The sequence below is a fragment of the Streptococcus sp. CCUG 71758 genome (assembly GCF_011714815.1).
In the GTDB taxonomy this organism is placed as follows: Bacteria; Bacillota; Bacilli; order Lactobacillales; family Streptococcaceae; genus Streptococcus; species Streptococcus halitosis.
In genome coordinates, this window is sequence record NZ_RXXO01000002.1 from 260,763 (window position 1) to 281,967 (window position 21,205).

The window sequence follows — 21,205 nt, forward strand, 5'->3', positions numbered from 1 at the left end:
GAAAAGCCTGATTGACAAGGCTTGGAATTTATTTACAAAGGAGAATCATCTTGGCAGGACATGACGTTCAATACGGGAAACATCGTACCCGTCGTAGTTTTTCAAGAATCAAAGAAGTTCTTGACTTACCAAATTTGATTGAAATTCAAACGGATTCATTCAAAGATTTCCTAGATCACGGACTTAAGGAAGTGTTTGAAGATGTATTGCCAATTTCAAACTTCACAGACACAATGGAGTTGGAATTTGTTGGCTATGAAATCAAGGAACCAAAATACACGCTCGAAGAAGCTCGTATCCACGATGCTAGCTACTCAGCACCCATTTTTGTAACCTTCCGCTTGATTAATAAAGAAACAGGCGAAATCAAGACTCAAGAAGTCTTCTTTGGTGATTTCCCAATCATGACCGAAATGGGTACTTTCATCATCAATGGTGGTGAACGTATTATCGTTTCTCAGTTGGTCCGCTCACCAGGTGTTTACTTTAACGATAAAGTAGACAAGAATGGTAAAGTGGGTTACGGTTCTACTGTTATCCCTAACCGTGGAGCTTGGTTGGAACTTGAAAGCGACTCAAAAGACATCGCTTATACTCGTATCGACCGTACTCGTAAGATTCCATTTACGACCTTGGTTCGTGCGCTTGGTTTCTCAGGTGATGATGAAATCTTTGATATCTTTGGTGACAGCGAATTGGTTCGCAACACCGTTGAAAAAGATATCCACAAGAATCCAATGGACTCTCGTACAGACGAAGCCTTGAAAGAAATCTACGAACGCCTTCGTCCAGGTGAGCCTAAGACTGCTGAAAGTTCACGTAGCTTGCTTGTAGCTCGTTTCTTTGATCCACGTCGCTACGATTTGGCAGCTGTTGGTCGATACAAGATTAATAAAAAATTGAACATCAAAACACGCTTGCTCAACCAAACCATTGCGGAGCCATTGGTAGACCCTGAAACTGGTGAAATCTTGGTAGAAGCTGGTACCGTTATGACTCGCAGTGTGATTGAAAGTATCGAGAGTCATTTGGATGGCGACTTGAACAAGATCGTTTATATTCCGAACGATGCAGCTGTTTTGACAGAACCAGTTGTCCTTCAAAAATTCAAGGTTGTTGCCCCAACGGATCCAGACCGTGTCGTAACCATCATCGGAAATGCCAATCCAGACGACAAGGTTCGTGTTGTAACTCCTGCGGATATCCTTGCAGAGATGAGCTACTTCCTCAACTTGGCAGAAGGTATCGGACGTGTGGATGATATCGACCACCTTGGAAACCGTCGTATCCGTGCAGTTGGTGAATTGCTTGCAAACCAAGTACGTCTTGGACTTTCTCGTATGGAACGTAATGTCCGTGAACGTATGTCTGTTCAGGATAATGAAGTTTTGACACCGCAACAAATTATCAACATCCGCCCTGTGACAGCTGCGATCAAAGAATTCTTTGGTTCCTCACAATTGTCCCAGTTCATGGACCAACACAACCCGCTTTCTGAGTTGTCTCACAAACGTCGTTTGTCAGCCTTAGGACCTGGTGGTTTGACTCGTGACCGTGCTGGATATGAAGTACGTGACGTGCACTATACTCACTATGGTCGTATGTGTCCAATTGAAACACCTGAAGGACCTAACATCGGTTTGATCAATAACTTGTCATCATACGGACACTTGAACAAGTATGGATTTGTTCAAACACCATACCGTAAGGTTGACCGTGAAACTGGTGTAGTCACAAACGAAATCGTTTGGTTGACAGCCGATGAAGAAGATGAATTTACTGTAGCACAGGCTAATTCAAAATTGAACGAAGATGGTACTTTTGCTGAGAAAGTCGTCATGGGACGTCACCAAGGGGTCAACCAAGAGTATCCAGCAGAAGTGGTTGACTACATGGATGTGTCACCAAAACAGGTAGTTGCCGTTGCGACTGCATGTATTCCATTCTTGGAAAACGATGACTCCAACCGTGCCCTCATGGGTGCCAACATGCAACGTCAGGCTGTGCCATTGATTGATCCAAAAGCACCTTACGTTGGTACTGGTATGGAATACCAAGCAGCTCATGACTCTGGAGCTGCAGTTATTGCTCAGCATGACGGTAAAGTTACCTACGCAGATGCGGACAAGGTAGAAGTACGTCGTGAAGATGGTTCATTGGATGTCTACCACATCCAAAAATTCCGTCGTTCAAACTCAGGTACTGCCTACAACCAACGCACGCTTGTTAAAGTTGGGGATGTCGTTGAAAAAGGCGACTTTATCGCTGACGGACCTTCTATGGAAAAAGGGGAAATGGCGCTTGGACAAAACCCAATCGTTGCCTACATGACATGGGAAGGTTACAACTTCGAGGATGCCGTTATCATGAGCGAACGCTTGGTCAAAGACGATGTCTACACATCTGTCCACCTTGAAGAATACGAATCAGAAACGCGCGATACAAAGCTTGGGCCTGAAGAAATTACTCGTGAGATTCCAAACGTTGGTGAAGATGCCCTTAAAAACCTTGACGAAATGGGGATTATCCGTATTGGTGCCGAGGTTAAAGAAGGGGATATTCTTGTAGGTAAAGTAACGCCTAAAGGTGAAAAAGACCTTTCAGCTGAAGAACGTCTCTTGCACGCTATCTTTGGAGACAAGTCTCGTGAAGTGCGTGATACTTCTCTTCGTGTACCACACGGTGCCGATGGTGTCGTTCGTGATGTTAAGATCTTTACACGTGCAAATGGAGATGAGTTGCAATCAGGAGTTAACATGCTGGTTCGTGTCTACATCGCTCAAAAACGTAAGATCAAGGTCGGAGATAAGATGGCCGGACGTCACGGAAACAAAGGGGTTGTCTCTCGTATCGTCCCTGTAGAAGACATGCCTTACCTTCCAGACGGAACTCCAGTCGATATCATGTTGAACCCACTTGGGGTGCCATCACGTATGAATATCGGTCAGGTTATGGAACTCCACCTTGGTATGGCAGCCCGTACTCTTGGTATCCACATCGCAACACCAGTCTTTGACGGAGCAAGTTCTGAAGACCTTTGGGACACTGTTAAAGAAGCAGGTATGGATAGCGATGCTAAGACAATCCTATACGACGGACGTACAGGTGAGCCGTTTGACAACCGTGTATCAGTTGGTGTCATGTACATGATCAAACTCCACCACATGGTTGATGATAAATTGCACGCGCGTTCAGTCGGACCTTACTCAACCGTTACTCAACAGCCACTTGGAGGTAAAGCTCAGTTTGGTGGACAACGTTTCGGTGAGATGGAGGTTTGGGCCCTTGAAGCCTACGGTGCGTCAAATGTCCTTCAAGAAATCTTGACTTACAAATCTGACGATATCAACGGACGTTTGAGAGCTTATGAAGCTATTACAAAAGGAAAACCAATTCCAAAACCAGGTGTTCCAGAATCATTCCGAGTTCTTGTGAAAGAATTGCAATCTCTTGGTCTTGACATGCGTGTCCTTGACGAAGATGACCAAGAAGTGGAACTTCGCGACTTGGATGAAGGAATGGACGAAGATGTCATCCACGTAGATGACCTTGAAAAAGCCCGCGAAAAAGCAGCTCAAGAGGCTAAAGCAGCCTTTGAAGCTGAAGAAGCTGAGAAAGAAGCAAAAGCGGAAGCAACAGAAGAAACTGCTGAACAAGAATAAGCAGTTCACTTAGAATAGAAAGGGAAGAAATAGTGGTTGATGTAAATCGTTTTAAAAGTATGCAAATCACCCTAGCTTCTCCAAGCAAAGTCCGTTCATGGTCTTATGGAGAAGTCAAAAAACCTGAAACAATCAATTACCGTACGTTGAAACCAGAACGTGAAGGACTCTTTGACGAAGTCATCTTTGGTCCTACAAAAGACTGGGAATGTGCTTGTGGTAAGTATAAACGCATTCGTTACAGAGGGATTGTTTGTGACCGTTGTGGGGTTGAAGTAACGCGTACAAAAGTTCGTCGTGAGCGTATGGGACACATCGAGTTGAAAGCTCCTGTATCTCACATCTGGTATTTCAAGGGGATTCCAAGCCGTATGGGGTTGACCCTTGATATGAGCCCTCGTGCCCTCGAGGAAGTGATCTACTTTGCGGCTTATGTGGTGATTGATCCTAAGGATACACCACTTGAGCACAAGTCTATCATGACAGAGCGCGAATACCGTGAGCGCTTGCGTGAATATGGTTATGGATCATTCGTTGCCAAGATGGGTGCCGAAGCCATCCAAGACCTTTTGAAACAAGTAGATCTTGAAAAAGAAATTGCTGAACTCAAAGAAGAGTTGAAAACAGCTACTGGACAAAAACGTGTCAAAGCCATCCGTCGTTTGGATGTTTTGGATGCCTTTTACAAGTCTGGAAACAAACCTGAATGGATGGTTCTCAACATCCTTCCAGTTATTCCACCAGATCTTCGTCCAATGTTGCAGTTGGATGGTGGCCGTTTTGCCTCATCTGACTTGAACGACCTTTACCGCCGTGTTATCAACCGTAACAACCGTTTGGCTCGTTTGCTTGAGTTGAATGCACCAGGTATCATCGTTCAGAATGAGAAGCGTATGCTTCAAGAAGCGGTTGATGCTTTGATTGACAATGGTCGTCGTGGTCGTCCGATCACAGGACCAGGTAGCCGTCCACTGAAATCATTGAGCCACATGCTCAAAGGGAAACAAGGACGCTTCCGTCAGAACTTGCTCGGTAAACGTGTTGACTTCTCAGGACGTTCCGTTATCGCCGTTGGTCCAACTCTTAAGATGTACCAATGTGGTGTGCCACGTGAAATGGCTATTGAGCTCTTTAAACCATTCGTCATGCGTGAAATCGTCGCTCGTGATATCGTGCAAAACGTCAAAGCAGCTAAACGCTTGGTGGAACGCGGAGACGAACGTATCTGGGATATCCTTGAAGAAGTAATCAAAGAACACCCAGTGCTTTTGAACCGCGCACCGACCCTTCACCGTTTGGGTATCCAAGCTTTCGAGCCAGTCTTGATTGATGGTAAGGCCCTCCGCTTGCACCCACTTGTCTGTGAAGCCTACAATGCCGACTTTGACGGGGACCAAATGGCCATCCACGTACCGCTTTCAGAAGAAGCTCAAGCAGAAGCTCGTATCTTGATGCTTGCTGCTGAGCACATCTTGAATCCGAAAGATGGTAAACCAGTTGTTACTCCATCTCAGGATATGGTTTTGGGGAACTACTACTTGACCATGGAAGAAGCTGGTCGTGAAGGTGAAGGAATGGTTTTCAAAGACCGTGATGAAGCTGTTATGGCTTACCGTAATGGTTATGTTCACCTCCACTCACGTGTTGGTATCGCGACAGACAGCCTCAACAAACCATGGACAGAAGAGCAAAAACACAAGGTCTTGCTGACAACAGTTGGTAAAATCCTCTTCAACGACATCATGCCAGAGGGTCTGCCTTACTTGCAAGAACCGAATAATGCGAACTTGACAGAAGGACTCCCAGCTAAGTACTTCTTGCCACTAGGTGGCGATATCAAGGAAGCAATTCGCAACCTTGAACTCAATCCTCCATTCAAGAAGAAAAACCTTGGAAATATCATCGCTGAGATTTTCAAACGTTTCCGTACAACAGAAACCTCTGCATTCTTGGACCGATTGAAAAACTTAGGTTACCATCATTCAACACTTGCTGGATTGACAGTGGGGATTGCTGATATCCCAGTGGTTGAAGACAAGGCTGAAATCATCGAAGAATCTCATAAGCGTGTAGAGCAAATCACAAAACAGTTCCGTCGTGGTTTGATCACTGATGATGAACGTTACAATGCCGTTACAGCTGAATGGCGTGCAGCTCGTGAGAAATTGGAAAAACGCTTGGTCGACAACCAAGATCCGAAGAATCCAATCGTTATGATGATGGACTCAGGAGCCCGTGGTAACATCTCGAACTTCTCACAACTTGCCGGTATGCGTGGTCTGATGGCCGCTCCGAACGGACGTATCATGGAATTGCCAATCCTTTCAAACTTCCGCGAAGGTTTGTCAGTACTCGAAATGTTCTTCTCAACTCACGGTGCCCGTAAAGGTATGACCGATACGGCCCTTAAGACAGCCGACTCAGGTTATCTTACTCGTCGTTTGGTCGACGTTGCCCAAGATGTTATCATCCGTGAGGACGACTGTGGAACAGACCGTGGTCTCTTAATCCGCTCTATCGCAGAAGGAAAAGAGATGATCGAGTCACTCGAAGAACGTCTCAACGGTCGTTACACGAAGAAAACTGTTAAACACCCAGAAACTGGCGAAGTTATCATTGGTCCAAATGAGTTAATCACAGAAGACAAGGCGCGCGAGATTGTCAATGCTGGTGTGGAAGAGGTGACTATCCGTTCCGTATTTACATGTAACACTCGTCATGGAGTCTGCCGTCACTGTTACGGTATCAACTTGGCGACTGGTGATGCGGTTGAAGTTGGGGAAGCAGTTGGTACAATCGCTGCCCAATCTATCGGGGAACCTGGGACACAGCTTACCATGCGTACTTTCCACACGGGTGGGGTTGCCTCAAATACCGATATCACTCAAGGTCTTCCTCGTGTCCAAGAAATCTTTGAAGCCCGCAATCCAAAAGGGGAAGCGGTTATTACAGAGGTCAAAGGACAAGTTACAGCCATCGAAGAAGACGCGTCAACTCGTACGAAGAAAGTCTTTGTTAAGGGTGAAACTGGCGAAGGAGAATATGTCGTTCCATTTACAGCACGTATGCGTGTTGAAGTTGGAGACCAAGTTTCTCGTGGTGCAGCATTGACAGAGGGTTCTATCCAACCAAAACATCTCCTTGCTGTTCGTGATGTCTTGTCAGTTGAAACTTACCTTCTCGGTGAAGTCCAAAAAGTTTACCGTAGCCAAGGGGTAGAAATCGGTGACAAACACATCGAGGTTATGGTTCGTCAAATGATCCGTAAAGTCCGTGTCATGGATCCAGGTGATACAGATCTTCTCATGGGTACCCTTTTAGACATCAACGATTTTACAGATGCGAACAAAGATGTCCTTATCGCCGGTGGAGTCCCAGCGACAGGTCGCCCAGTCCTTATGGGAATCACCAAAGCCTCGCTTGAGACAAACAGTTTCTTGTCAGCGGCTTCCTTCCAGGAAACAACTCGTGTCCTTACAGATGCAGCCATCCGTGGTAAGAAAGACCATCTCCTTGGACTTAAGGAAAATGTTATCATCGGTAAGATCATCCCAGCAGGTACTGGTATGGCTCGCTACCGTAACCTTGAACCACAGGCAATCAATGACGCAGAATATCTGGCTCCTGAACAAGAAGAGGCAGAACTTACTCCAGTAGATGAAACTGTGGAAATCCAATCTGAAGAAACTGTAGAATAAAAGCAAATAAGAGAACCTCCGGGTTCTCTTTTCTTTGTTTCAGAAAATTTTCCAATTTTTCCATAAAGTGTGGTAGAATAGAAGAACTAAAATGACAAGGGGATTTATATGGAACAAACATTCTTTATCATTAAGCCAGATGGTGTGAAGAGAGGTCTAGTTGGCGAGGTTTTGAAAAGAATTGAGCGACGTGGTTTCAAACTCAAAAAATTAGAGTTACGTTCAACAGTTTCAGAAGATTTGATTGACCAACACTATCGCGACTTAGTTGAAAAAAGTTTTTATCCTCCTATCCGTCAATTTATGACCTCAGGCCCAATAATTGTTGGAATCATTTCAGGTCCCAAGGTAATTGAAAGCTGGCGTGACATGATGGGGGCCACTCGTCCAGAAGAGGCACTACCAGGAACCATCCGGGGAGATTTTGCTAAGGCGGCAGGAGAAAATCAAGCCATTCAAAACGTGGTACATGGATCAGATTCAGAAGAGTCAGCTAAACGAGAAATCGCTCTCTGGTTTAGGGATTAGATTAGAAGAGAACAGTTCTGTGAATGACGGAACTGTTTTTTGTACCGTTCAGCGTCGGAATGTGACATTTTGGAAGTCATTTATCATTTTCTAATCCTGTCAGAGTATAATTTCTTATACGGAGGAAGAAAAGGAAATGATGAAATCAATTCGTGTTTTATTATTATTAGCTGTCGCTCAAATTTTATTTGGAAGTTGTTTATTGTGGAAGGAATCATTTTTATCTTTAAGAGAAGGAAATGTCTATTTTTTAATTCTCATAGTGGGAGTTTCAGGCTTTTGTGCCGGGATTAATTACTTCCATACCTTGGGTCAGAAAAGTCATAGTATTTTGCGTGTTCAAAAGAAAGTAAGCCTTGTTTATAGCCTTCTTTTAGTAGTCAATCTTCTGGCAACCTGTCTGGTTCTCACAGAAAGCATCCAAACTACTAGCAAATTGCAGCAGGATCTGGTTGACCTCTTTTTGCCTTCATTCTTTTTCTTGCTGGGAGTAGATCTATGGATTTTCTTACCTTTTGATAAATATATTCGGGATATGGACAACCATCTGAACAAGAAGAGAACGGTTGTGATTTCCGTTTTAGGCACGATTATTTTCTTGAGAAATCCCGTAACAATCTCCTCCATTCTCCTTTATATCGGTCTCGGTTTTTTATGTGCGCGTTTCCTCTTTCCAAAATCCGTGCAAAGGGAAATTTCATTTTATGGACATGTGATTCGCGATGTTTTATTTGTTATTTGTATTTTTACCTTTTTCTAAGAAAGGCAAGGAAAACTGTAAATTTAGCATAGTAAGTCTATAAAGAAAATTCACACAAAAGGAAACTTTTTGGTATAATAGTAGCATGTACACAAAAAATGAAAAAGAGCTTCTAGCTCTCGGAGAAAGATTAGGTCATTTGCTTCAAAAAGACGATGTTCTGATCTTGACGGGAGAGTTGGGTGCGGGTAAAACAACCTTTACAAAAGGCCTTGCTAAGGGTTTGGATATCCGTCAGATGATTAAAAGTCCAACTTATACTATCGTGAGAGAGTATGAAGGGCGTCTGCCACTTTACCATTTGGATGTCTACCGTATCGAAGGGGACGCTGATTCTATTGATTTGGATGAGTTTCTCTTTGGTGGCGGTGTGACTGTTATTGAGTGGGGGCATCTTTTGGGTGAGGATTTACCAGATTCCTATTTGGAATTGGAAATTTTGAAAGAAGCAGAGGGTCGTTGTCTTCATTTTACGGCTCATGGCCCTCGGGCTGAACAACTCATCAAGGAGCTTCATGATGGAGTATGAGTTGTGCATTCGTGAGGCAGAGACTTCAGATGCTACAGCTTTGATTGCATTTTTAGATTGTGTCGGTCAAGAAACAGACCTCACTAGCCTAGATGAAAATGGTATCATGATGACAGCGTCTGAAATGGCTCTTTTTATCGAAAAACAAGTTGCATCGGAGAATCAAATTACTCTTCTCGCCTTACTGAATGATGAGATTGCAGGTATCTTAAATATCACATCGGATCAACATTTAAGAGTTCGGCATATTGGAGATGTTTTTCTAGCAGTTCGCAAGAAATTTTGGAACCAAGGCTTGGCTACAATACTTCTAGAAGAAGGCATCGAGTGGGCTAAAGCCAGTGGTGTCTTGCGCCGCTTGCAACTCAGTGTACAAAAACGAAACGAGGCTGCTATCCACCTCTATTCAAAAATGGGATTTATCACAGAAGGCTTGCAAGAAAGAGGAGCCTATTTAGCAGAAGGGATATTTTTAGATGTTTGTCTGATGGGCAAATTGATAGATAAATAACGAGATGATCAAAAAATTAATTGGAATGGTGCTAGGTTTCCTGGCCGTAACAGTTGTAGGTGTAGGAATTTATGCCTACACAATCTATCAGCAGGGAACTGCAACCCTGAGTCAAAAAACTTACAAAAAAATCGGTGAAGAAACCAACGTTATCGAAGCAACTGAGCCTCTAACGATTCTCCTAATGGGGGTAGATACGGGAAATTCGGAACGTACAGATCTGTGGGCAGGGAATAGTGATTCCATGATTCTCTTGACGGTTAATCCAAAAACAAAGAAAACCACTATGATGAGTTTGGAACGGGATATTCTGACCAAGATCGAGAGTGGAAATGGCCAAGTTCAGGAAGCCAAACTCAATGCGGCCTATGCCAATGGCGGTGCGGAGCTTGCAATTTCTACTATTCAAAAGATGATGAATATCCACATTGACCGCTATGTAATGGTCAACATGCAAGGCCTTCAACAATTGGTGGATGCAGTTGGTGGAATCACCGTCAACAATACACTTGGTTTCCCAATTTCCATAACTGACCAAGAAGAGTTTAATAAGATCTCCATCGGTGTTGGAGAACAAACCTTGAATGGTGAGGAAGCGTTGGTTTATTCACGGATGCGTTACCAAGACCCTGAAGGAGACTATGGTCGTCAAAAACGTCAACGTGAAGTCATTCAAAAAATCGTTGAGAAAGTTTTGAGCCTAAACAGTGTGAGCCACTATCAAGGCATCCTCAAAGCATTGAGCAACAATATGCAGACCAACGTAGATCTTTCAGCCAAGAGTATTCCACAATTGCTCGGCTATCAAGATTCTTTCAAGAATATCGAAACGCATCAATTGCGTGGGGAAGATGCTGAGCTACAGGGAATTTCTTATCAGATTGTCACTTCAGAACATATGCTCGAGATGCAAAATCTCTTGCGTCGTTCACTAGGTAAAGAGCCAGTGACAGAATTGGAAACCAATGCGGTACTGTACGAAACAGCCTTTGGTCGGACAGCGCCTTCAACCAGTACTAACGCTTCAAACGAAGAAGCAGAATAAGAAAAGAATCAAATCGTGGGAAATTTCCTGCGATTTTTTCAAAAAGAATTCGAATAGATAAGTAGGAGGAAATATGAAAGCAGAAATTATTGCTGTTGGAACAGAAATTTTAACAGGGCAAATCGTCAATACCAATGCTCAGTTTTTATCAGAGAAGCTAGCCGAAATTGGGGTAGATGTCTACTTCCAAACAGCTGTCGGAGACAATGAAGCTCGTCTTTTGTCCTTGCTTGAGATTGCGAGCCAACGTAGTAATCTTGTGATTTTGACAGGGGGCTTGGGACCAACTGAGGATGATTTGACCAAACAAACTCTAGCTAAATTTTTAGGGAAAGAATTAGCCTTCGATCCTCAGTCGCAGGCAAAGTTGGATGTCTTTTTTGCTCAGAGACCAGACTATGCGAGAACACCAAATAATGAAAGACAAGCTCAACTTGTAGCAGGGTCGACTCCACTACCAAACGAAACAGGATTGGCTGTTGGAGGAATCTTAGAAGTGGATGGCGTAGCCTACGTGGTCCTTCCGGGACCGCCAAGTGAGTTGAAACCCATGGTCTTAAATCAACTTTTACCCAAGCTGATGACAGGCACCAAACTATATTCCCGAGTGCTTCGTTTCTTTGGAATTGGTGAGAGTCAGTTGGTGACCATTTTGGCGGACTTGATTGACCAGCAAACGGATCCGACCTTGGCTCCTTATGCCAAGACGGGAGAAGTGACTTTGCGCCTGTCTACAAAAGCAGTTAGTCAAGAAAAGGCTGATCAAGTACTGGATATCTTAGAAAATCAAATCTTGGATCGCCAGACTTTTGAGGGAATTTCTCTGCGCGACATCTGTTATGGATATGGGGAAGAAACCAGCCTCGCAAGTGTCGTTGTAGAAGAGCTAAAGAAGAGACAGAAAAGCATTACTGCGGCAGAAAGCTTGACGGCAGGTCTCTTTCAGGCTACTTTAGCAGACTTTTCAGGTGTTTCAGCTATCTTTAATGGAGGGTTTGTCACCTACAGCCTAGAAGAAAAGTCCAAGATGTTGGATATTTCCGAGCAAGAGCTAAAAGAACACGGGGTCGTTTCTGAGTTTACGGCTCGAAAAATGGCAGAGCAGGCACGGCTCAAGACTCAGTCTGATTATGGAGTCAGTCTGACAGGTGTAGCTGGGCCAGATAGCCTAGAGGGGCATCCCGCCGGCACAGTTTTTATTGGACTGGCACATGCAAAAGGGACAGAGGTGATCAAGGCTAATATCGCAGGACGGAGTCGAGCAGATGTACGTCACATCGCGGTTATGCATGCCTTTAACCTAGCTCGTAAGGCTTTATTAAGTGACTAAATTTTGATATAATAGTAGATAGGTCTAAGGACCAGTAGAATATAGGAGAACAGAATGGCGAAAAAACCAAAAAAATTAGATGAAATTTCAAAAAAGTTTGGAGCGGATCGTGAAAAAGCCTTGAACGATGCTCTTAAATTGATTGAGAAAGACTTTGGTAAGGGATCAATCATGCGTTTGGGTGAGCGCGCGGAGCAAAAAGTGCAAGTCATGAGTTCAGGGTCCTTGGCTCTTGACATTGCTCTTGGTTCAGGTGGTTATCCTAAGGGACGCATCATCGAAATCTATGGACCAGAGTCTTCTGGTAAGACAACGGTTGCCCTTCATGCTGTCGCGCAAGCACAGAAAGAAGGTGGTATTGCAGCCTTTATCGATGCGGAACATGCTCTTGACCCAGCCTATGCTGCAGCCCTTGGTGTGAACATTGACGAATTGCTCTTGTCACAACCAGACTCAGGAGAGCAAGGTCTTGAAATTGCTGGAAAATTGATTGACTCAGGTGCAGTTGACCTTGTCGTTATCGACTCAGTTGCGGCCCTTGTACCTCGTGCAGAAATTGATGGGGATATTGGAGATAGCCACGTTGGTTTGCAGGCTCGTATGATGAGCCAGGCCATGCGTAAACTTGGTGCTTCTATCAATAAAACCAAAACAATTGCCATCTTTATCAACCAGTTGCGTGAAAAAGTTGGGGTTATGTTTGGAAATCCAGAAACAACACCTGGTGGACGTGCTCTGAAATTCTACGCTTCAGTCCGTTTGGATGTTCGTGGAAGCACACAAATCAAAGGAACTGGTGACCAAAAAGATACCAATGTCGGTAAAGAAACCAAGATCAAGGTCGTGAAAAACAAGGTGGCTCCACCATTTAAGGAAGCCTTCGTTGAAATCATGTACGGAGAAGGGATTTCTAAGACTGGTGAACTCTTGAAGATCGCAAGTGATCTCGATATCATCCAAAAAGCAGGAGCATGGTACTCTTACAAGGGTGAAAAAATCGGGCAAGGATCGGAGAATGCTAAGAAATACTTGGCAGATCACCCAGAGATTTTTGATGAGATTGACCATCAGGTTCGTGTTCAATATGGTTTGATTGAAGATGAAGAGGGATCCACTCCTACTTCTGTCGCTGAAGATTTGGCACCTAACCAAGAAGTGACGCTTGACCTAGGTGATGGACTTGAAATCGAAATTGAAGATTAAAGATAAAACTAGGGAAAGTTTTCAAAATCATAAAAACGCATAATATCAGGTATTCAGAACCTTGGTATTATGCGTTTTTATCGTGAGAAAACTCTCTAGATTTCTCTTCCTTGAAACAACTAATGATCACTAAAGCGCCTGTATTTGATGTGAAAGTCAAAATAATGTTCATCTTGTAATTTTTGGAAGATGTCGCGATAGGCTTCCTCGTCGAAATGGTCACCGCGGTAGAGAATTTCAAAACTCAAGCCATCATACTCTAGAAAAGCGTTAGCTGTTTTGAAGCCATTTTGTTGATAGAAGCTCATACGAGCTTTTCTTTGTTCCAAGTTATCGCATTCTTCATCCAGTCGCTCTACTTCAAGCAACATGGTTCGCTGGTAAAAATCAGTTAGTTTGTCGATAATTTCCTTCCCATACCCATGACTTCTTAAGTGAGGCATGATGGCAAAAAAGCTAATATAGAAGGCCTTTTGGTTGGAGATGGCAAAAGCAAAGCCAACAAATTCTTCTTCGTTATAAAAAGCAAAAAAGTGGGCGTCATCTCGGTCCTGATAGCGCAAAAACTCAGAAAGGGGGACCCGTTCTTCCTCGGGGAAAGCTTCGTTATTTAGCTTTTCAACTTTATCAAGATCTGGAAACACATCGGTTATTAATTGACTGGTCAAACTCATAAATGACCTCCTTTTCTTGATTATAGCAAATTGTCTCTCTGTAAGCAATTGATTTCGGTATTCGTTAAAGAATCTTGTCGGTCCTCTGGAAAGCTGATATAATATCTTTATGAATAAAAAACAAACAGTGGACCTGATTCATGGCCCCATTCTTCCCTCACTTTTGAGCTTTGCCCTTCCAATTCTGTTGTCCAATATCTTTCAACAACTATATAATACAGCTGACGTCTTGATTGTAGGGCGGTTCCTTGGACAAGAATCCTTAGCAGCAGTAGGAGCGACAACGGCCGTTTTTGACTTGATTATAGGCTTTACGCTTGGTGTTGGCAATGGCATGGGGATTGTCATTGCTCGCTATTATGGGGCTCGTAATTTTGCTAAGATTAAAGAGGCTGTTGCGGCAACTTGGCTTCTGGGTGCCATCCTGAGTGCTCTTGTCATGCTGATGGGCTTCTTTGGTCTTTATCCACTCTTGCAGTATTTAGAGACACCTGTAGAAATCCTTCCTCAATCCTACGAGTACATCTCCATGATTGTTACCTGTGTAGGGGTTAGTTTTGCTTACAATCTTTTTGCAGGCTTACTGCGCTCGATTGGGGATAGCCTTGCGGCTCTTGCTTTTCTTATCTTCTCAGCTATCGTTAATGTGATCTTGGATTTGTATTTTATTACGCAACTGCATCTGGGTGTTCAGTCTGCTGGTCTTGCCACTATTATCTCGCAAGGTCTGTCAGCTATTCTCTGTTATTTTTATATTCGTAAGAGTGTTCCAGAGCTTCTTCCGGGTCTCAAACATTTCAAATGGAATAAGGCTCTCTATGTGGATCTCTTGGAGCAGGGGTTAGCCATGGGTCTGATGGGGTCAATCGTCTCTATCGGAAGTGTCATTTTGCAATCCTCTGTCAATAGTTTTGGTGCAGTCATTATCAGTGCTCAAACGGCAGCACGGCGAATCATGGCCTTTGCCTTGCTGCCAATGACAGCTATTTCAGCATCGATGACGACTTTTATCTCTCAAAACTTTGGGGCGAAACGTCCCGAACGTATTGTTCAAGGCCTTCGTTTAGGGAGCTATTTGAGTATGTCTTGGGCAGCCTTTGCCTGTATTTTCCTATTTTTTGCCAGTCCTAGCCTAGTTTCTTTCTTGGCGAGTTCGACAGACAGCTACTTGGTAGAAAACGGGACCTTGTACTTACGTATCAGTTCTGTATTTTATCCATTTTTAAGTCTTTTATTGATTTATAGAAATAGCTTGCAGGGACTAGGGCAAAAACTTTTGCCACTTATATCTAGCTTTATCGAGTTGTTTGGGAAAATTATTTTCGTAGCTTGGATTATTCCTTGGACCGGCTATACAGGTGTTATTCTCTGTGAACCGCTACTCTGGGTTGTGATGACTGTCCAACTTTGCTTCTCCCTTTCCCGACACCCTTGGATAAAAGAAGGCAAGAAAATCGTGGCAGTCGGAGGGAAAGCCTAGCTTGCTTTGCAAAAGAAAATCCATTTCCTCTAGTGAAAATCAGCTAGACTTGTGTTATAATAAGAAAGATTAAAATGTGAAAAAAGGAGATTCCTAATGGGACGTAAATGGGCCAATATCGTAGCCAAGAAAACGGCTAAAGATGGAGCTAACTCTAAAGTATATGCAAAATTTGGTGTAGAAATCTATGTAGCAGCTAAAAAAGGGGAACCAGATCCAGAATCAAACACTGCTTTGAAATTCGTTATCGATCGTGCTAAACAAGCGCAGGTGCCAAAACACGTTATTGATAAGGCTATCGATAAGGCAAAAGGAAACACAGACGAAACCTTTACAGAAGGACGTTACGAAGGATTTGGACCAAATGGTTCTATGCTGATTGTGGATACCTTGACTTCAAACGTCAACCGTACAGCTGCGAACGTTCGTGCTGCTTTTGGTAAAAATGGCGGAAACATGGGAGCTTCAGGTTCGGTTTCTTACCTCTTTGACAACAAGGGTGTGATCGTATTTGCTGGTGATGATGCGGATGCTATCTTTGAATTGTTGCTTGAAGCAGATATTGATGTGGATGATGTAGAAGCGGAAGAAGGAACAATCACTGTTTACACAGCTCCAACTGACCTTCACAAGGCTATCGTTGCCCTTCGTGAGTCAGGTGTCGAAGAATTCCAAGTTACTGAACTGGAAATGATTCCTCAGTCAGAAGTTGAGCTGTCAGGTGAAGATTTGGAAACCTTTGAAAAACTTTACAGCGTTCTTGAGGATGATGAGGACGTCCAAAAGATTTACACGAATGTCGATGGATTCTAATAAAAAAGCGAACAGACTTGCTAGCTGTTCGCTTTTTATATTTGAGATTAGATTCTGGTTCCAGAATCTCTTTGCTGCTGGCTTTCTCCTAGGCCTACAGCTATTTTATGAACTAGTAAGAGTTGACCATTATCCTGTTTTACAAAGGTTAGAGTAACGGTCTTGATTCTATCATCAATGCCAATATAGGTAATTTTCTTTGTGTCGTAGCCCTCAATAGTGGAATCAAACTCGGAGTCTGGCAGTCCGTGTTTTTTGATAATATCCTTGTAGTTGGTACCACCTTTTCCTTTGTTATCAAGGTCACCTTCAATTAAAGCGTCGAACTGTTCTTGTGTCCAAGTGAAGGTATCGTCTTCTTCCTCATCTTCGGGGAGTGAATCAATGGTATCATCTGTCAAGTCGCGTTCCATTGAGGAGCTAGCTTCTCTATAGGAACGGTTAAACTCTTTGACAAACTCTTTGTAGACATTAGCATACAACATTTGGGTCGTAAAGAAAAGTACAACAGAAGCAACTGCGAGGGATGTTCCGATAATGGCCATTGTTTTCCGTTTTTTGAGATTGGCAATAAGTCCGATAATACCTAAGATCAACGCGACAATAGCGATGAAAAACGATAGATAGTTAATAAACGGGATCCAAGATCCTAAAAGTGCGATGGCTCCAAAAATGGTTGCTAAAATCCCTAAAACTTTTTGTTCTTCTGGTTTCATTTGAACGTTTTCTCCCTTCATCAAGTGAATGGATTCCTATCCACGGTAGCTAGTGCTTATTATAGAGAAAATATTCTCCAATGTCAATTCAGACTAAAATAGTTCTCTAGGAAACTTTTTTCTTGACATCTCTTCTGAAAGTGATAAAATAGTTCTCATGGAAACGTAATTAGTTCTCCAGAGAACTATATTTAATCGTGAGAAAGGAGCAATCATGGACAAGCCGATGTTGATGTTTAAACGTTTTGGATACCAGGCTCATCTGATGATACAGAAAGAAGCCAAGCGATGTGGCCTTGAATTTATGGGTGGACCGCAGGGGCAGGTTCTGCGTTTTTTAGATTGCCAAGAACAGTCTGAAAATCTGGTCTTAATTAAGGATATCGAGCAGGAACTCAATATTACTAAATCTGTTGCGAGTAATCTAGTCAAGCGCATGGTACAAAATGGTTTGGTTGAACTAGAGGCCAGCCCGAGTGATAAGCGGGCAAAGTTTGTTCGCTTGACGGATAAATCGCGTTCGCAGATGCAAGAAGTTAAGGCCTTTTTTGATCGGATCAATCAGAGTCTGCTAGAGGGTGTTTCAAAGTCAGACTTGGCAATCTTTGAAAAGGTCCTCTGTCAGTTGCAAGAAAATGTTGAGAAGATAGGAGGAGAGAATGAAGAAACTTGCTAAACGTATTACAGGAAAAGAGTGGGGGATGATCCTACTCACTGTTCTTTTCACTTGTTTCTCGGTCTATCTCGAGTTAGAAGTGCCGACCTATATTTCAGAAATAACAGAATTGATTGGAACACCGGGTACGGAGTTAGGACAACTATGGTCTCCTGCTGCTAAGATGATGGGCTTATCTCTCCTAGCCTTTCTGTCTTCTGTAACAGTTGGATTTTTTGCTTCTCGTGTTGCAGCGTCTTACACGACTCACTTGCGAAGAGATATTTTTAATCGTGTTCTAGATTTTTCGCAAACGGAAATCAAACGTTTTTCAATCCCCAGTCTTTTGACTCGAACGACCAATGATATTACGCAGGTTCAGATGCTCTTTACTATGGGCTTACAGGTAGTGACTCGTGGGCCTATCATGGCCATCTGGGCCATTGGAAAAATCCTTGGGAAGTCGGAATACTGGCTCTGGGCAGTAGTGGTGGCCGTCATTGTCAATGTCTTGATGACCACTGTTCTCATTACTCTAGCTTTTCCAAAACAATCTGTCATTCAAAAATTGACAGATAAACTCAATAGCATCACTCGCGAAAGTTTGACTGGGATTCGGGTTGTTCGTGCTTATAATGCCGAGGATTACCAAGATAAGAAATTTGAAGAAGCCAATGATGAGGTGACTCGTCTCAATCTCTTTGTCAATCGATTGATGGCGATTATGAACCCTATTATGATGGCGATTTCCAGCGGTTTGACCTTAGCCATTTACTGGATTGGTGCCTATATCATCAACGATGCAAGTTTGGCAGAACGTCTGCCACTCTTTAGTGATATGGTGGTCTTCATGTCCTATGCTATGCAGGTCGTGATGGGCTTCCTTCTCATGGGAGCACTCTTTATCGTTCTTCCTCGTACCTTGGTTTCTGCAGGACGTATCAATCAAGTATTGGATTTGCATTCTTCTATTGAAAATCCTAGTCATGCACAGACAGTGGACCCTTCAGTTCAAGGACAAGTGGAATTTCATGATGTGACTTTCCGCTACTCTAAAAACTCTGAAGCAGTCGTGGAACATGTCACTTTCAAAGCAGAAGCGGGTCAAACTGTGGCCTTTATCGGTTCAACTGGTTCTGGTAAATCTACTCTGGTCAACCTACTACCTCGTTTTTACGATGTATCCGCGGGAGAAATTCTAGTAGATGGTGTTAATGTGCAAGATTACGACTTGGTAGACTTGCGCAATAAGGTTGGCTATATTCCGCAGAAAGCAGTCCTCTTCTCAGGAGATGTTAAGGGCAATCTAGATTTTGGTAAGAGCAAAGAAACTCCTCTAAGCGAAGCTGCTATGTGGCAAGCTCTGGAATTAGCCCAGTCTAAAAACTTTATCGAGGATAAGGAAGCAGGTCTGGCCTCTGAAGTAGCCCAAGGCGGAACCAACTTCTCAGGAGGTCAAAGACAGCGTTTGGCCATTGCGCGTGCCTTGGCTCGTAAGCCAGAGATTCTTATCTTTGATGACTCTTTCTCAGCCTTGGACTACAAGACAGACCGGATCTTGCGCCAAGAGCTAGCAGAGAAAACAAAATCTATGACCAAGCTCATCGTAGCACAGCGGATTTCTACCATCATGGATGCCGACCTGATCTTAGTATTGGATCAAGGTAAAGTCGTGGGGCAAGGCACCCACAAGGAACTTCTAGCTACCAATGAAGTCTACCAAGAAATTGCCTACTCACAACTATCGAAGGAGGAATTGGAACATGGAAAATAAGAAAATGTCTTTTTGGAAACACTCTAAACCTTTTCTAGCAGGTCTCCAACTTCCCCTACTAGTAGCGGTTGTAGCAGCTGTATGTTCAAGCATCATCACGGTTTATGGACCGACTAAGATAAAAGAAATCACCAACTTAATCTCAGATGGTTTGATGACGGGAATTGACCTAGAGGCTGTTTCAAGTATTGCTAGCTTTTTAGTGATTCTCTATGTACTTGGTGCTATCCTTAACTATACACAGGCCTATATCTTTTCAACAAGTATCCAACATTTTTCAAAACGCTTGCGGACGGCAATTGCTGAAAAAATCAATCGTTTGCCCCTTGGCTATTTTGATCGTCATTCTCAAGGAGATACCCTTTCGCGCGTGACCAATGACGTTGATACGGCCGCTCAATCTCTCAATCAAAGTTTGGGAACAGTACTCTCAGCTAGCTTCTTGTTGATTGCTGTTTTGGTGACCATGTTTAGCATGAACTGGATTTTAGCTCTGGTAACGGTTGTTTCTACGCTTGTTGGTTTTGCGGCAGTTTCCGTAATTATGGCTAAGTCACAAGGGTACTTTAGAGCTCAGCAAAACAACTTGGCGGCTGTCAATGGTTATGTAGAAGAAATGTATTCGGGACACAATGTTGTAACGAGCTACAACGCAGTAGACACCTCTAAAGCGAAATTTGCAGGTTTGAATCAGAACTTGCACGACAGCATCTGGAAATCTCAGTTTATCTCTGGTATCATGATGCCAGCCATGTTCTTTGTTGGGAATTTTAGCTATGTTTTGGTCATCATCGTTGGGGCCGCGCTTGCTCTAGAAGGGCATATCACTATAGGGATTATTGTAGCCTTTATGGTTTACGTACGGACCTTCTCCCAACCCCTGTCACAGATTGCCCAAGGGATTACCAGCTTGCAACAAGCCAGTGCAGCCATGGGACGTGTCTTTGAATTTCTAGGTGAAGCTGAGATGCAGGATGAATCCCATAAGGAAAGACAATTGACTGACATGAAAGGGGAAGTGGTCTTTGATCATGTGTCCTTTGGTTATACACCAGAGCGCACCATCATCCATGACTTTTCTGCAACAGCTCATGCAGGTCAAAAGGTCGCAATCGTTGGACCGACTGGAGCTGGTAAGACAACCATTGTCAATCTTTTGATGAAGTTCTATGAGATTGATAAGGGAAGTATCCGTATCGATGGTGTCGATACCAAGGATATGAAGCGCTCAGAAGTACACGATGCCTTTTCAATGGTCTTGCAAGATACTTGGCTCTTTGAAGGAACCATTCGAGATAATCTCATCTACAATCAAACAGGCATCAGCGATGAGCGGATGATGGAAGCCAGCAAGGCTGTGGGAATCCACCACTTTATCATGACTTTGCCAGACGGTTATGACACTATCTTGGACGATACAGTGACCTTGTCTGTCGGACAAAAACAACTCTTAACCATTGCTCGTGCTTTGCTGAAGGACGCACCGCTCTTGATTTTGGATGAAGCGACATCCTCAGTTGACACACGTACAGAGGAATTGATTCAGAAAGCCATGGACCGTTTGATGGAGGGTAGAACTTCCTTTGTCATCGCCCACCGCTTGTCAACTATCCGTAATGCAGATTTGATTCTTGTCATGAAAGATGGCAATATCATCGAACAAGGAAACCATGAGGAGCTGATGGCGCAAGGTGGCTTCTACGCTGACTTGTACAATAGTCAATTTACAGAAGACGAAGCAGAAGAATAAAACAAAAGAAGGCTTGACGGCCTTCTTTTTCTGGACTATACTAGAAGACAAACGTCTCACCTGTAGACAAAAACAAG

At 43.4% G+C, this 21,205-nt stretch carries 16 protein-coding genes; 14 read left to right on the forward strand and 2 right to left on the reverse strand.

Going from position 1 to position 21,205, the window contains the following annotated elements; genetic code table 11:
* Nucleotides 1-50: 50 nt before the first annotated feature.
* The 9 genes from rpoB (at nucleotide 51) to recA (ending at nucleotide 13,266) form a co-directional block, all read left to right on the forward strand.
* Nucleotides 51-3,662, forward strand: a complete 3,612-nt coding sequence (gene rpoB, locus EKB01_RS04820) for a DNA-directed RNA polymerase subunit beta (RefSeq protein WP_109289622.1) — start codon at nucleotides 51-53, stop codon at nucleotides 3,660-3,662.
* 32 nt (nucleotides 3,663-3,694) lie between these two features.
* Nucleotides 3,695-7,360: a DNA-directed RNA polymerase subunit beta' gene (gene rpoC, locus EKB01_RS04825; protein ID WP_007520751.1), complete on the forward strand. Its 3,666-nt coding sequence runs from the start codon at nucleotides 3,695-3,697 to the stop codon at nucleotides 7,358-7,360.
* A 108-nt stretch (nucleotides 7,361-7,468) separates the two neighbouring features.
* Nucleotides 7,469-7,888 carry a nucleoside-diphosphate kinase gene (ndk, locus tag EKB01_RS04830; RefSeq protein ID WP_007520750.1) on the forward strand — a complete coding sequence of 140 codons (420 nt, stop codon included), beginning with the start codon at nucleotides 7,469-7,471 and terminating at the stop codon, nucleotides 7,886-7,888.
* Between the two features lie 136 nt (nucleotides 7,889-8,024).
* The gene (locus EKB01_RS04835; protein WP_007520749.1) at nucleotides 8,025-8,648 is read left to right on the forward strand and encodes a hypothetical protein; all 624 of its coding nucleotides are present in this window, start codon (nucleotides 8,025-8,027) and stop codon (nucleotides 8,646-8,648) included.
* A gap of 85 nt (nucleotides 8,649-8,733) precedes the next feature.
* A complete protein-coding gene (gene tsaE / locus EKB01_RS04840) occupies nucleotides 8,734-9,177 on the forward strand; it encodes a tRNA (adenosine(37)-N6)-threonylcarbamoyltransferase complex ATPase subunit type 1 TsaE (RefSeq protein WP_007520747.1) in 444 nt (147 codons plus the stop codon).
* Nucleotides 9,167-9,688 carry a GNAT family N-acetyltransferase gene (locus EKB01_RS04845; RefSeq protein ID WP_021164629.1) on the forward strand — a complete coding sequence of 174 codons (522 nt, stop codon included), beginning with the start codon at nucleotides 9,167-9,169 and terminating at the stop codon, nucleotides 9,686-9,688. The genes tsaE and EKB01_RS04845 overlap by 11 nt, the downstream gene beginning before the upstream one ends.
* A gap of 4 nt (nucleotides 9,689-9,692) precedes the next feature.
* Nucleotides 9,693-10,733, forward strand: coding sequence for an LCP family protein (locus EKB01_RS04850; RefSeq protein ID WP_167265844.1), 1,041 nt, complete (start codon nucleotides 9,693-9,695; stop codon nucleotides 10,731-10,733).
* Between the two features lie 73 nt (nucleotides 10,734-10,806).
* On the forward strand, nucleotides 10,807-12,063 hold the full coding sequence (locus tag EKB01_RS04855; protein WP_061588623.1) for a competence/damage-inducible protein A: 1,257 nt from the start codon (nucleotides 10,807-10,809) through the stop codon (nucleotides 12,061-12,063).
* 54 nt (nucleotides 12,064-12,117) lie between these two features.
* Complete coding sequence (recA, locus tag EKB01_RS04860; RefSeq protein ID WP_033585774.1) at nucleotides 12,118-13,266, forward strand: recombinase RecA; 1,149 nt, start codon at nucleotides 12,118-12,120, stop codon at nucleotides 13,264-13,266.
* Between the two features lie 119 nt (nucleotides 13,267-13,385).
* On the opposite strand, the gene EKB01_RS04865 is transcribed toward recA, so the two are convergent.
* A complete protein-coding gene (locus EKB01_RS04865; protein WP_000060287.1) occupies nucleotides 13,386-13,940 on the reverse strand; it encodes a GNAT family N-acetyltransferase in 555 nt (184 codons plus the stop codon).
* A 109-nt stretch (nucleotides 13,941-14,049) separates the two neighbouring features.
* Between EKB01_RS04865 and EKB01_RS04870 the strand changes: the two genes are divergently transcribed.
* Both EKB01_RS04870 and EKB01_RS04875 read left to right on the forward strand, forming a co-directional pair.
* Entirely contained in the window at nucleotides 14,050-15,420 is a 1,371-nt protein-coding gene (locus tag EKB01_RS04870) for an MATE family efflux transporter (protein WP_033585773.1), read from the forward strand.
* Nucleotides 15,421-15,516: 96 nt separating this feature from the next.
* On the forward strand, nucleotides 15,517-16,233 hold the full coding sequence (locus EKB01_RS04875; RefSeq protein WP_033585772.1) for a YebC/PmpR family DNA-binding transcriptional regulator: 717 nt from the start codon (nucleotides 15,517-15,519) through the stop codon (nucleotides 16,231-16,233).
* A 47-nt stretch (nucleotides 16,234-16,280) separates the two neighbouring features.
* Here EKB01_RS04875 and EKB01_RS04880 read toward each other — a convergent pair whose 3' ends face one another.
* On the reverse strand, nucleotides 16,281-16,970 hold the full coding sequence (locus tag EKB01_RS04880; RefSeq protein ID WP_033585771.1) for a DUF308 domain-containing protein: 690 nt from the start codon (nucleotides 16,968-16,970) through the stop codon (nucleotides 16,281-16,283).
* A 193-nt stretch (nucleotides 16,971-17,163) separates the two neighbouring features.
* Here EKB01_RS04880 and EKB01_RS04885 point away from each other — a divergent pair, with 193 nt between their 5' ends.
* The 3 genes from EKB01_RS04885 to EKB01_RS04895 are packed head-to-tail and all read left to right on the forward strand — an operon-like array spanning nucleotide 17,164 to nucleotide 21,128.
* A complete protein-coding gene (locus EKB01_RS04885; RefSeq protein ID WP_167265846.1) occupies nucleotides 17,164-17,625 on the forward strand; it encodes a MarR family winged helix-turn-helix transcriptional regulator in 462 nt (153 codons plus the stop codon).
* Nucleotides 17,609-19,378 carry an ABC transporter ATP-binding protein gene (locus EKB01_RS04890; protein WP_167265848.1) on the forward strand — a complete coding sequence of 590 codons (1,770 nt, stop codon included), beginning with the start codon at nucleotides 17,609-17,611 and terminating at the stop codon, nucleotides 19,376-19,378. The genes EKB01_RS04885 and EKB01_RS04890 overlap by 17 nt, the downstream gene beginning before the upstream one ends.
* Complete coding sequence (locus tag EKB01_RS04895) at nucleotides 19,368-21,128, forward strand: ABC transporter ATP-binding protein (RefSeq protein WP_167265850.1); 1,761 nt, start codon at nucleotides 19,368-19,370, stop codon at nucleotides 21,126-21,128. The genes EKB01_RS04890 and EKB01_RS04895 overlap by 11 nt, the downstream gene beginning before the upstream one ends.
* Nucleotides 21,129-21,205: the final 77 nt, after the last annotated feature.